A 13,003-nucleotide genomic window follows, 5' to 3' on the forward strand; every position below is an offset into this window, starting at 1 on the left:
ACACACATTTTTGAGGCGCGTGTATCCCAGCCAGGCATTACCGGCTCGGTTTGCGGGCGGGGTGAGGCGCTGCCTCACACTCCGCCAGGGGCACCCGTGCCCCTGGACCCCACGCCCCCGTGCCAACAAAGTTGGCACGGATCAGAGCACGCCACCCGGCCCCTCTGCACACGCAATAACACCACCCACCCAACCACACCCCGCGGCCCCGCAGGCGCGCGCTAAAGCGCGCGCAAAAAGGCGCGCCCGGCCGCTACGCGGCCACCCGCCCCGGCCAACCCCTCCGGCGCTGCGCGGCCACCCGCCCCGGCCAACCCCTCCGGCGCTGCGCGGCCACCCGCCCCGGCCAACCCCTCCGGCGCTGCGCGTAACCTCCACGCCACCAGTGGCGTGGAGCAAGCTAAAGATTCGTGTGCACGAATCAGCTTGAGGGGCTATACTAGCCACAAGGCCCACTAGAACTTCCGCGCGCTGTGCGCGCGGGCCGGGCCATTGTTGTGAGCCGGGGAGGTGACGTGATGGCGAGCGATACGCAGCAGGCGCGGATGCCGATCACGTACGCCTCGACCGCGCCGAAAGGCGATCCGCGCCGCTCCTTCCATTTGAAACTCAAAGCTAGCCAGTATGAAGAATTGAAAATGAAAGCGGCCGGCGAGCGCGTCTCCATGTCGGACTACCTCGTGCGCTTCGGATTGGGTCGCAAAGTTGAGCAAGTGAGTGCGGGGGAGATGCGAGAGGTGCTCGCCGAACTACGCAAACTGCGCCGGCAAATCCAAGGTGAAGCCACCAACATCAACCAGATAGCACACTGGGCAAACAGCGAACAATCCTTCCCCGCGGAGGCACGTGAGGTGGCCGCACAATTACGCGCTCAGGTCAACGCGATCAACCTGCTGCGCATTAAGTTGGTGGAGCTTTTATGATCCCAAACATCATGCGCGGCGGCGACATCGCCGGCTTAGTGCGTTACCTTTTTGGGCCGGGGCGCGCCAACGAACACACAAACCAGCACATTGTTGCGGGCAGCGAAGACATCGCCGCCGAGTGGGCTTACGGCGGGCGCGTACTCGAACAAGAAGAAAAGCGCGTCGTCGCGAAACTCCTTGACCAAAACAGGCTCGAACACGGCACCCAAATCCTCGGTGAAGTCACGCGCTGGGACTACGAAGCTGAGCGAGCTGTCCCTGTTTCTAAAGAAAAGACACCCGCACACGTCTGGCACTGCTCACTGTCTTTGCATCCCGATGAAGAACCTTTGAGCGACGAAACATGGGCCGCCATCGCACGCGACTTCATTGAAGGAATGGAATTCGACAACCGAGCAACAACCTCGAAGTCGCCCTGCCAGTGGATAGCCGTGCGCCACGGATTCACGAAAGCCGGGGGCGACCACATCCACATCGCCCTCGTCCTCGTGCGTGAAGACGGAACCAAAGCCAATACTTGGCTCGACTATAAGCGCTCCCAAAAACTGTGCACCGCGCTAGAGGAAAAATACGGGCTAGCTGTCTTGGAGTCACGCAAGCATAATTATGCTTCCAGGGGCTACAAAAACGAAGACAATAAGGAGCTGCGTCTCGATCTGGAAACAGCAATGCGCCTCGCGGCCGGGGCAGCTTCTACCGAAAGTGAATATGTTGAAGGACTCACGCGTCACGGCATTGAGTTTCGCCCTAGGTATGCGAAAGGCCAAGGCGTTGTCGCCTATACCGTCACCAAACAAGAACCCGGTAAACGCGCTATCTGGATTGGCGGGGGACGTGTTGCCCGCGACCTCACCCTCACCCGACTACGCGCCCGGTGGGACGACAATCCAGAAGAGCGTCGCAAAGCAGCTGACCTATGGAACCCACTCAAAGACCCGGCACCGCATACGGCCGCGCAAGCGTGCAGTCTTGAAGAAAAAATCAAGACCATTGCCGCAAGTGTTGCTAATGAGAGCGACTTCGCGCAGCATCTGCGTGCCTCGGGCCTGCTCGTATCGGTACGCCTCAACGACGAAGCAAGTGAGGCAGTTTCGTATTCGGTGGCCACTAAACCCGAGAGTGGACACAAGCCCACGTGGTATTCCATGAACCGGATGTCGGCCGACGTCAGTTTGAATGCGCTACGCGAACACTGGTGGGACAACACTCTCACGCGCTCGAGCGCAGTAGCGATCTGGAAGCCCGCCGCCCGCACAAGCGACGTCGATGAGGCGCGCGTGTGGAGCGAGTTCGGGAAAACCCTCACTGCGACTATCACCGACATCGAGCACACCGATGCCAGTGACTGTGTGGCTATTGCTGATACGTGCGGGCGTGCATCCGCACTCTTCGCCGGCCTGGCAAACGCATACGGTCCAGAACACGGACGCCCGTTCGCCCGTGCATCCCAAGTCCTCGGACGACGAGCCCAAACCAAACGCGCACCCACCCCGCGGCGTTATTCGCCTGTTTTCACCAGCGGGCTACGGGCACTGAGCAGCCTGGCCCGGCCGCGCAGCCGCGCCACGTGGGTGAGTAGTCAGGTCATGGATTCAATGGAGCGGATTGTCACCGGTATCACCCGGATACAAGCCGCCCACGGCGAACTCACGACTGCCCGCCGCACACTCAAAGAAACCCAGGCAGCCCTCGCCACACTCACAGCGCCTGAACCACGCACCGACATTGGAGCGTGGCTACCGGGAGTGGAATACGACCCGGTGGATTGGAGTTACGTAACGCGCTCCGACCGGTCGGAAACTCACCGCGTTAGGGGCGATAGTGCCCAGGGCTTCGGGGAGGCACCTGGCCTCGGCGAAGGGAGCTAAAACACCATGACCTACGTGACTGGACCGATTGACTTCGGTGATACGTTTCCCCTTTACGAATATGGTGGCACCGCTAAGATGGAGAGCAAAGATAGGAGGTGGCAACAACAATGAGCCAGTTAGTGGACATTCTTGCTCTTGCGCGTAAAACCAATAAGAAGATCACACAACCGGTACGCCTTGCCACCCTGCTATACGAGGGGATTGACGCTGCCCTCATGGAAGTTGATCCCGGAGCCTTACAACCATGCCAGCTCGAGCGTGAACAAGCTGCCCACGATATTGCTACCTGGAATGAGCGCGGCATCAACATTCTGTCGGTAGTAGACCATGACTACCCCCAATACCTCGCCCAAGTACGCGAAGCACCCTTGCTCATCTACTACGAAGGCAAGATCGAGCCGGTAGACCGCGCGGTAGCGATTGTTGGTTCACGCCAAGCTACGCGAGAGGACTGCGAACGCGCGCGGGTGATCGCACACCTGATGGTTGAGCAAGGCTACAGCGTTGCCAGCGGACTCGCGCGCGGTATCGACACCGCCGCACACGAAGGAACCCTAGAGGCCACTGGCCGCACCATCGCCGTCATGGGAACCGGTATCGATATCACCTACCCGCCCGAAAACACCCAGCTACGCTCACGAATCGTGGAAAGCGGCGGCCTCGTTCTCACCCAGTTCGAGCCAGGTGCCCCGCCCACCAAGGTGTCATTCCCAATGAGGAACGCCACCATGTCCGGATATTCTCAAGCGACCATAGTGGTGGCCGCTGGTGAATACTCGGGGACCCGTAACCAAGTACGCGCCGCACTAGCCCACGGACGCAGCGTTATTCTCCTTGCGCCCGTGGTTCGCGAAACGCAATGGGCAAGAAAGCTTGTGGGTAACCCGGGCGTGTATATTGCCTCCAGTATGAAAGATATTCGCGAAGCCCTGGAGAGTATTGCGCGTGCCTATAACCTCTTTGCCCTGACATGATTAGCTGGCAAGAACTCTCCCTCATCTGGGCACAGGCAGGCCCCACCATTGGAAACCTCGACTATATTTCCGCGGATTTAGCACCTTACGTATGTGCGGTGTGTCGCGGCCCGCGCGACTTTCGATACAAGTACTGCCCGCGGTGCCATAACTACCCAAGCCTTATCGACGAGACTGGCTTTTGTACCTACGTATATAAAGGCAATCAGCTCTTGCGCTACATGTACGACTACAAGGCACGCGGGACGCAAAACGAAATCAAGCAGGGCCTGGCACGCCCAGCGCTGTGCATGATCCTCGGAATCCAGCTAAGGAACCACTTGGATTGTACCTGCGGGAAAATAATCCGTGGCTATGACGCCTGGACGCTCGTCCCCTCAACCAAACACGCCCCAGAAGAAGGCGCCGCACATCCGCTCTACCACATCCTCACCAACACCATCCGCCTGAACGAGGACCTTCCCTACCTGCCCATCACAAGCCTCGACACTGGCACAAATCCACGCCAAGTCAGTCCAAACAGATACAAATTCGCGATACGTCCCACCCCGCCGCGAGTCCTCGTCATCGACGACACGTGGGTATCCGGCTCCCACATTTTCTCAGTCGCTGCACGCCTGCGTGAATACGGGACCCGGCACATCTCTACGTTGTGTGTTGCGCGCATGATCAATCCAGACTTTTACAACGGGAAAACCGTCCTCGAGACAGCCGAAAAGACGCATATCGGCCGCGCCGGAGACTACTGCCCGTGGCTATAAGAGAGGAGAGACTTTCATGCCCGGAAAACAGAAATTTAAACCCATGTATACCGATGAGTTTGAGTTTTTCGAGAAATGGCTCGCACCGAACTACCGCCGCTCCATCACCACCGGTTGCGTATGGTGTCCCTTATGGTGGGACCACCCCGAGGCGAGAACCCGTGTCCGAGCGATGTGGGAAGCCTGGGAAATCTACCGCTTCGAAAAACCCGTGGGCGGCCTCGCGGCATGGTTCACCGACGTCGCCGACCCGATGATGAGGGTGCTTCTGGATCCGAACGCCGTGTTTAAAGGATGTACAGCGATGACGCACTACGCACGCTCCGGCCCTGACCTAGGCTTGCCGTTTGTCTCGTCAGGTACGGAAATAGCTGAAAAGATGGCGGAAAATAGAGCACGGTTACAACAAAAAACTGCGCCAGAACCACACATCTACTTTTCTACCAAGAATTGAACACTGCCAAGAGCTGTTGTAAGCCAGCGAAGATACCGGAGCAGTACTGGCTATCGTGCCACTCTCAATTGGTAACATCACATAGATGTCTCATGCGGGCACATACGTTCATCGTTACAAAGGAGTCAATATGACCATCAATAGGGCGAACTTGAAACAAACCCTCAAGTCTATAGGATTCCGCTTTACCGGTGAAAAGGGTGAGGGAAAATTCGGGGAAGGTTTGCTCGACCGTGTTCAAGTCGATCTTGAAAACGAAACTATAACCTACCCGGAAGCCTTACGAGTGAACGAACAACAGACGACGAATTTTTCAGCTCCCGAGAATTTCGTTGTACTGGAATGCGTTTTTCGGCTCTTGAAAAAGGGGTATCGACCCGAGCATATTGAACTCGAAAAACGCTGGTCTCTCGGCCATACCCCGAAAGGTGGTCGCGCGGATATCTGTATTTATGACGCTACCGGGCAATGCGTTATCACAATCATTGAGTGTAAAACGGCTGGTAGCGAATATAAGAAAGCGCGCCGAATTCTCCTTAAAGATGGGGGACAACTCTTCTCATATCGCCAGCAAGAGGGATCGGCAAAATGGCTTGCCCTCTACGCCTCCGACTTCAAGGATGGCAAGGTAGAATACCAGACTGAGGTAGTCGCTGCTTTTGATGATCCTCAAAAGGTTAAACAGGCGGAAAAAGACGGAACCATTACGCTTTATCGTGAAGCTACATCCGTCGAAACGCTTTTCTCTGTTTGGCAAGAGACGTACGGAAAGCAGCTTCAAGGCGACCTTATTTTCAATCCCGATTCAAGCGCCTATAATGTTCAGATTCTCCCTTTGCGTAAACGAGACCTCAAAGCATTCACGCCAGAAGATAATATTGTAAACCGCTTTGAGGAGATCCTGCGCCATAATAATGTCTCCGATAAGGAAAATGCCTTCAACAGGCTTATAGCGCTTTTCATTTGCAAGCTCGTTGACGAATACGGCAAGAGTGAAAATGATGAAGTCGAATTCCAATACCGGCAAGGTGCCGACACATATGAATCGCTGCAGGATCGTCTGCAACGACTTCATCAACAAGGTATGCAGACATTCATGAAAGAAGAGATCTTCTACGTTCCGGCTGATTACCCCTCCCGCTTGTTCGCAACATATACCGAGAGTAAACGGGAAAGGGCAATCGAGGACCTTGATCGTACAATAAGAATCTTGAAATTCTATTCGAATAACGACTTCGCGTTCAAGGATGTGCACAACGAAGAACTTTTCCTACAGAACGGAAAAATTCTCGTAGAAATGGTTCAACTCTTCGAACGCTATCGAATTGTCTACACTAAAAAGCATCAATTCTTAGGCGATCTTTTCGAGCAGTTACTCAATAAAGGCTTCAAACAAAACGAAGGCCAGTTCTTCACACCCATGCCAATTACCCGTTTCATCTGGGATTGTCTTCCGATGAACAAAATTGCGGGAAGTGCTGCGGCGCCGAAATATCCGCGCGTAGTAGATTACGCCTGCGGTGCTGGGCACTTCCTCACCGAAGCAGTGGAAGCTATCAATGCTTTTCATAAATCACACTCGGACAACTCTTGGGTGAGAGACCATATTTTTGGTATCGAGAAAGACTACAGACTTGCACGAGTATCTAAAGTTTCTCTGTTCATGAATGGGGCAGGGGAGGGGACGATTATTTTCGGTGACGGATTGGAAAACAAAACCGATCAGGGCCTAAAACCAAACAGCTTCGACGTCCTTGTTGCGAACCCACCATACTCTGTAAAAGCTTTCAAATCCCACTTAGATCTAAAAGGAAACAATTTCGAGCTGCTGAAGTACATCACCGATCAGGGAGGTGAAATTGAAGTACTATTCGTTGAGCGCATCGCCCAGCTTCTCAAACCGAAAGGTATCGCGGCGGTGATCTTACCGTCATCAATTTTGGCTAAAAATACAGCTAGCTACAAGGGTTCGCGCGAGCTACTACTACAGAACTTTAAACTGCGCACAATAGTTCAGTTTGAATCTAAAACTTTCGGAGCAACAGGTACCAAGACTGTCGTATTGTTCCTGGAGAAGTACGATGAACCCCCGAAACGTAGCGCTCTTATCTCTGACTGTGTCGAGGCGATCCTGTCCGGTGCTGACATTAGCAAATGGGAAGACGAGGAAATCCTTGCTGACTATCTCGAACATATCGAGGTCTCCCAACGCCAGTATTTCAGTGCAGTCACTAGGAAGTCGACAAGCTTGGACGAGCTTGCGCAAATAAACCACTTTAAGCCGTATCTACAAACTTTCAATACTGGAATGGTACAAAAAATCGAGGGGCGCGAAGAATTCAAAACCCTTTCACAACACGAACAACAAGCTTATGTCCGCACTGCCTTTTATGATTTCATTCGACCTATCGAAGCAGAGAAGCTGCGCTACTTCGCGCTCACCCGCGACCAGTCCACGCTAGTCATAACAGCCCCGAGCAATACTAAGAGTGAAAAAGAATTCCTTGGCTACGAATGGTCAAACCGCAAAGGCAGCGAAGGAATCAAAATCTCACATCCGGGAGGCAAACTCTATAACGAGCAAAATCGCCAAGCCGAAGGAACCTTAGCTGCCGCAGTACGTGACTCATTCACAGGAACTCCACATTTGACTCGGGAGAGTCGCGCTTATGCGTCCGTGTTACGCACCAAGGATATGCTCGATTTCTCCCGAACCGAATTCAATCTGGAAATTAAGACCGTGGGAGACAAGCAGATAGTTATCGAATCAAAGTATCCAACGGTTTTCCTCGGTGAACTCAATAAGATCGAGATCAGGAAAGGACAATCTATTACCTCCAGCCAAGCTGGAAACGGTGACGTTAAGGTCGTTGCCGGTGGAAGAACGTTCGCATACTACACCGATGTTGCAAACCGTTCTGCTGAGATCATTACTATCAGCGCATCGGGCGCGAACGCCGGATTCGTCAATTATTGGCAAGAAGAGATTTTCGCTTCAGATTGCACCACAGTCCAAGCTTCTGATCCACTCACTACACGGTGGCTTTTCTATTTCCTGAAGTCTGTTGAAGCGCAAATTATGAACGTACTCCAGAAAGGCGCAGCGCAACCACACGTCTACCCAAGCGATATCGAGAGGATCAAAATACCCGTTTTAACTAAGGAACAACAGCAACAAGTTGTATCAGCTTGCTCAAGTATTGATGCTGCCTACGAAACGACACGCATGAGTATCGCAACTTACCGAGAGAAAATCCAACAACTGTTTACCGAACTTGACATTTTAGCTGCGGGGGGGGGGGCACCGTCTCAAGCTTGCTGACCGTACTCATTTTGATATCCGCATCGGCAAACGTGTTCTCACCAAGGATCTCAGTTCAGACGGTAGCGTTCCGGTTTACAGCGCTAATGTCGCTGAACCTTTCGGTTATCTGAACCAAACCCTTTTCGATGATTTCAATCAGCCGTCGATTCTCTGGGGTATCGACGGTGACTGGATGGTTAGCTATCAGGAAGCAGGCAAGCCCTTTTATCCCACAGACCATTGCGGGGTCTTACGTGTCGTGTCCGATGCGGTGCAGCCCCGCTACCTTGCCCACGTTCTCCAGAGCGCTGGCCGGAAGGCAAGGTTTTCACGTGATTACAGGGCTTCGATCGACCGCATTTCGAGCTTGAGTATCCAAGCGCCCGATATCAACGCGCAGCGCCGAACTATCGAACGAGTAGAAGAGCTGGAAATGAACATAATTAATGCGCAACGTGAGCTAGACAATCTCTCTGAGCGAAGAAACGAAGTCGTTGCCCAGTTCCTTCGCTGAAATCGTCAACTCTTGACTGGATATAGACGCGCGGGTGTAGTGACTTTCCCGTAATTTATCAACGTCTATTGTGTGAGAGACGGCTGCTCGCTGGCCACGTTCTTCACCTTTGGCTTCTTCTTGTCAGGAGTTGCAACTGTTGCCGCTCGGGTGGCCGGGTTACCCGGGCACGCGGCTTGAACACTGTATTCGCCGGTGAGTGCTCCTTCGCCGGTATCCTCGCTGAATTTGATGCCGGCGGCTGCGGCTTTCTCCCGCATCTGCGCTATGCGTTGTTTCATCGCCTCGATACCCAAGACCGGCGCGTCCGGCTCAGCTGCTTCACTCTCCACACCAACCCCCGGCACGCCAACCCTCGGGGCTACTGCGGCCGGGTTAGTGGTGGACGCTGGTGTCTTGTCCGACGTCGCCACGTCAGGACGAGCATCCAGGGCGGCGGTGAGCTTATCTACCTGTTCGGGCGTGAGCGAGTTCGTGTCTGCTCGGTCGATCATGTCGTCAGTAATCCCGTGGTCTTCCAGGAAAGACGCAACACGAGCATGAGCCTGCGCCGCCAATGGATCGGCCCCTGCATATTTCTTCGATAGGCCATACATGCGGGCAATATCCATCGCGCTAGCGCTGTCCCACCAGCGTTCGTTGCTTGCTTGGGCGAGGAAAGGACGCGCAACCCCGAGCTGCGCCGTGAATGCTTGCTGGGCGGTGGCGGCGCGCTGCGCCGAGCGCTGGAGGTGTGCGGCATACTCGGTTTGGACGCGCGCGACGATCATCGATGCCGCTTTCAGGAGCGCTGCCAGGGACTCGGCGGTCTCGTCCATGACGTCTTCGGTCTGCTCGTTCATGGTGTCTTCTCCTTCTTTGATCTGAATAGATTTGTATGGTGGTTAGTTGGTCCAGGCATCACGCCCACCACTGGGCACTGCGCTGTGAGGTGTGGCTGTGGAGCCGTAGCGGGCAATAGACTCTTCCACCAACTCTTTCTTATCTCCCTCAAACCAGGGGAGGAGCCGGATGAGAGTGGGTCTAGATTTTGAGGCGAAAAGCCAGGCACGCCACGCCGGTAGCGCTGCCAGCTCCGCTTCACTCGCGATAGGCACCTCTAAAGAGTTTTGGGAGATGGAGGTCGATCGCACACCTTTCGACAGTGACGTCGAACGTTGGGAAGTCCTATAAGTTCCGATGAGTTTCGAGATTTTCGCGAGGATCTCGGTCTCTTTAACACCACCCGCATACAAAACGTTATTCGCCGCTGACCAGAGCATATTCATTCCCGCTTCACCCCACACGGAGACCCCTTGCGACCAGGACTGCAAGATCGTGTGGAGGCAGATGCCTTTCGACCCGAAATGCGAATAAAGACGCGGTAGTTCACGCCAAGGACAGACGTTCGCTGCTTCATCAAGCACGACCATCATGGGGGTGGCAAGACGCCCGCCGTGCTGGGCTTGGGCGTAGTTTTCAGCCGCCAAACAGGTCACGGCCGTGAGCGCCGCAACTAACGGGGAGATTGCTGCGCCGTCGACGGACATCGAATAAAGCGCTTCGCGGGTTTGCACGAACATGGCCGGGTTGAATTCGGCACCGCCCCCGTCCCACCAGCTCCTGGTTTCGGGGTCGCCCACCCATTCCAAACCACTACGCGCATGTGCCCACATACCGCCCTTAGTCACGCTGGGGAGGTCCATTTGTGCCCGCAGGAGCGCGGCGAGTTCGCTCATGCCGTGGTTACGCAGAATGTCGATAGGGGTCTCATCCAGGGTGGATTGCACCCAGGTGTAGACGTCGGCTATGGAGCGGTGCTCGAGCGCGGCAGCGGCCAAGAGGCAGGCGCGGATTTGTTCCCCGCCGCCATCCCAAAAGCTGTCGTAGGCTTTGGTTGCGGTGCCGGCTCGGGCCGCGTCCCCTAATACTTTTGCTAGGTGTGTGGCGCGCGAGAAGAGGCTCCCGCCATAGGAGGGGTTGGTGAGGTAGGTGAGGGGGTTCCACCACATCGAGGCGGGTTTTTGCAGGATGTTGCAGGGGTCGAACACCCACACTTTCTCACCTAAGGTTTCGCGGGCATAGCGGGTCGCGTCCACTAGGTCGCGTTTATTCGACGTCGCAAGCACGGCTCCCGGTGCTTCCAGAAGTAAGGGGATGGCGTAGCCGGCTGTTTTACCTCCCCTAGGTCCGGAGAGCATGAGCGAGACACTCTCGTAGTCCCCGTAGAGTAGTTCGCCGGTGTCTACGGCCCGCCCGAGCCTGTAACCTATCGGGGCATCTCCTGAGATTCCGAGGCGTTGGGCTTTCTCGGCAACCACGTCGCGTTGGAGGGCTTGGCGGGCCGCTCTCCCGCCGGTGAGGCGTGCTTTGTTATCCCCTCGCACCCGCCGCCCTCGCGCCCGAAGCACGCGCCAGGAAACTAGGCCGGTAATACTCATGACGATTGCGGCGAAAATCCCGGCGATCATCCACGTCATGCTGCTGAGGTGTAGTTTTCCGGTTGCGAGGTAGATAAGGAGCACAAGCGGATTGAACGGCACTCTCTCACCCGTAATGAGGCCGGCGAGGAACAGGGATGCACACAGCAGTACGCCGACGCCGATGGAAATGAGGGTGGCGATGAGCGCGCCGGCGTCGCCGGTTGTTCCGGGCTTATTAGTCATGCCAGTCCTCCGAGGCGTTGGAGCCGTTATGCTGTTGTCCGGCCCGGGTGAGGTAGCGCAGGAGATGCCAGGTGGCGCGCCCGGTCAAATCAGCGAAAATAACCGCGAAAAAGATGCCCAGGCCCCACGCCTGCGGCGTCAGTTTCACCTGTCCGGTGAGAAGATCGGCCACTAAAACAGGGAAAAACTTCGGCACTTCCTCACCGGTCGCAAAAGATGCGAGCAAGAGACCCGCGTAGAGGGAGGAAAGAACCACGAGGGTGATTGAGACCCAAAGCTGGCGCGGAATGCCGCGAAACCGGTTGTTATTCATGCCATCTCCAAGAAGTATCAGACAAATCACGCTCACACGGGGTGAGGACACATTCGGCCGGAATACCGGGCTGGCGCCCGACTTTGATAAGGAACCGTCCCCGACCTACCGGGGCTGACAAGCGCCCGGTGTCGGGGTCAAGACTGCCCGGGTCTTGCCAACTCGTGAGCACATCTTCCTCAGCGGAATTCAGGCGCACTGCACCGCGCAGCAAACCCATTTCCCGTTCGGGTAGGCCGCCAAGGAGGCACACGCCAGCGCGCTCCACAAACCCGCGGGCTTTCGCCCGGGCTTGCTCACTAGCTAGGGCCTCGAGGTCGCTCATGGTGTGGGTGATCATGGCCTGCCCCACCGCCCATTGGCGGTTGAGTCGGGTGAGGGCGTCGACGGAGTCAACCATGCCCTCACCTGCCCGCAGGACGCGCCATAACTCATCCATGACCACGAAAAACAACCTGCGCTCGGCAAGGCTATTATCGGCGAGCGTGTTCGAGGTCGTAATATTCCCGAACCCATACGACCAACAAGCCAGCAAAACGGCGGCCTGCAATGCTTCATCCGCACCCGACACCGCGCTGACGTCAAAGACGACGGACCGGTCCATCCGCATCGGAGTTGTGGTGGGGGCTGCGAATATTTGCCCGAACCGCCCACCCAGCAAAGCCATGAGCGAGGCCTCTAAGGCCTCGGTTACTTGCAAATAACGCTCGATAGAGCCGCGATCAAGTGCCGCCAGGCGTACGTCGTCAGGGGCTGCCCGAACGATATTCAGAATATCGCTAATGACGGGGACGGCATCGGGGGTGTGGGTATCCCATACCCGCAGCGCCCGGTCAAGGATGGTGCGCTCCCGGTCGGTGATGCGTCCGCCTCGCACCAGCTCAACAAGGGAGGAAAGCATGGTGAGCTGGCGAGCATGAGCGCTATTCAATAGATCGAGCCGGGCCTGCCCGGTGAGTTGGCTGGCGGCTGCGGCCGTGTTGCCGGTGTCTAGTGGATTCAGGCTCACGCCGCCGCGGCCGATAGTAATGCACTGGCCACCCATAGCCTCGACGAGGTCAACGTAATCGGGCTTCAAATCACCAAGCACCATGGTTGATACACCGAAGCCAGCTAGTCCGAGGCTGATATGCCGCACCGCCGAAGACTTACCTAAACCCGGTAGTCCGAGGACGAACATCGAGGGGTTAGAGATCATGCCCGCCCTAAACCACGAGATCGGGTCGAAACAGACGGGGGAG

Annotated in this window: 11 protein-coding genes; 7 read left to right on the top strand and 4 right to left on the bottom strand. The window is 55.9% G+C overall.

Translation table 11 applies throughout. The features are described 5' to 3' along the window. Positions 1–518 precede the first annotated feature (518 nt). The 7 genes from HMPREF9237_RS02895 to HMPREF9237_RS09880 all read left to right on the top strand — a co-directional run bounded on the left by HMPREF9237_RS02895 (position 519) and on the right by HMPREF9237_RS09880 (position 8,804). The gene (locus HMPREF9237_RS02895; protein WP_016442230.1) at positions 519–923 is read left to right on the top strand and encodes a MobC family plasmid mobilization relaxosome protein; all 405 of its coding nucleotides are present in this window, start codon (positions 519–521) and stop codon (positions 921–923) included. After that, entirely contained in the window at positions 920–2,794 is a 1,875-nt protein-coding gene (locus HMPREF9237_RS08865; protein ID WP_016442231.1) for a relaxase/mobilization nuclease domain-containing protein, read from the top strand. Before HMPREF9237_RS02895 ends, HMPREF9237_RS08865 begins: the two co-directional genes overlap by 4 nt. 110 nt (positions 2,795–2,904) lie before the next feature. Beyond that, positions 2,905–3,771, top strand: a complete 867-nt coding sequence (locus HMPREF9237_RS02905) for a DNA-processing protein DprA (RefSeq protein WP_016442233.1) — start codon at positions 2,905–2,907, stop codon at positions 3,769–3,771. Further along, the gene (locus HMPREF9237_RS02910; RefSeq protein ID WP_016442234.1) at positions 3,768–4,532 is read left to right on the top strand and encodes a hypothetical protein; all 765 of its coding nucleotides are present in this window, start codon (positions 3,768–3,770) and stop codon (positions 4,530–4,532) included. The genes HMPREF9237_RS02905 and HMPREF9237_RS02910 overlap by 4 nt, the downstream gene beginning before the upstream one ends. Positions 4,533–4,548: 16 nt before the next feature. Then, entirely contained in the window at positions 4,549–4,986 is a 438-nt protein-coding gene (locus tag HMPREF9237_RS02915) for a DUF4913 domain-containing protein (protein ID WP_016442235.1), read from the top strand. 130 nt (positions 4,987–5,116) lie between these two features. Beyond that, positions 5,117–8,308 (top strand): N-6 DNA methylase, encoded by a 3,192-nt coding sequence (locus tag HMPREF9237_RS02920; protein WP_016442236.1) that lies wholly within the window; start codon positions 5,117–5,119, stop codon positions 8,306–8,308. Positions 8,309–8,330: 22 nt separating this feature from the next. After that, positions 8,331–8,804 (top strand): restriction endonuclease subunit S, encoded by a 474-nt coding sequence (locus tag HMPREF9237_RS09880; RefSeq protein ID WP_407707009.1) that lies wholly within the window; start codon positions 8,331–8,333, stop codon positions 8,802–8,804. A 65-nt stretch (positions 8,805–8,869) separates the two neighbouring features. Here HMPREF9237_RS09880 and HMPREF9237_RS02930 read toward each other — a convergent pair whose 3' ends face one another. The 4 genes from HMPREF9237_RS02930 to HMPREF9237_RS02945 are packed head-to-tail and all read right to left on the bottom strand — an operon-like array spanning position 8,870 to position 12,960. Continuing rightward, positions 8,870–9,646: a hypothetical protein gene (locus HMPREF9237_RS02930; protein WP_016442238.1), complete on the bottom strand. Its 777-nt coding sequence runs from the start codon at positions 9,644–9,646 to the stop codon at positions 8,870–8,872. A gap of 42 nt (positions 9,647–9,688) precedes the next feature. Then, positions 9,689–11,449 (bottom strand): TraM recognition domain-containing protein, encoded by a 1,761-nt coding sequence (locus HMPREF9237_RS02935; RefSeq protein ID WP_016442239.1) that lies wholly within the window; start codon positions 11,447–11,449, stop codon positions 9,689–9,691. After that, a complete protein-coding gene (locus HMPREF9237_RS02940) occupies positions 11,442–11,762 on the bottom strand; it encodes a hypothetical protein (RefSeq protein ID WP_016442240.1) in 321 nt (106 codons plus the stop codon). Before HMPREF9237_RS02940 ends, HMPREF9237_RS02935 begins: the two co-directional genes overlap by 8 nt. After that, positions 11,755–12,960, bottom strand: a complete 1,206-nt coding sequence (locus HMPREF9237_RS02945) for an ATP/GTP-binding protein (protein WP_155875799.1) — start codon at positions 12,958–12,960, stop codon at positions 11,755–11,757. The genes HMPREF9237_RS02940 and HMPREF9237_RS02945 overlap by 8 nt, the downstream gene beginning before the upstream one ends. Positions 12,961–13,003: the final 43 nt, after the last annotated feature.

The organism is Actinotignum schaalii FB123-CNA-2, from assembly GCF_000411135.1.
GTDB classification, from domain to species: Bacteria; Actinomycetota; Actinomycetes; order Actinomycetales; family Actinomycetaceae; genus Actinotignum; species Actinotignum schaalii_A.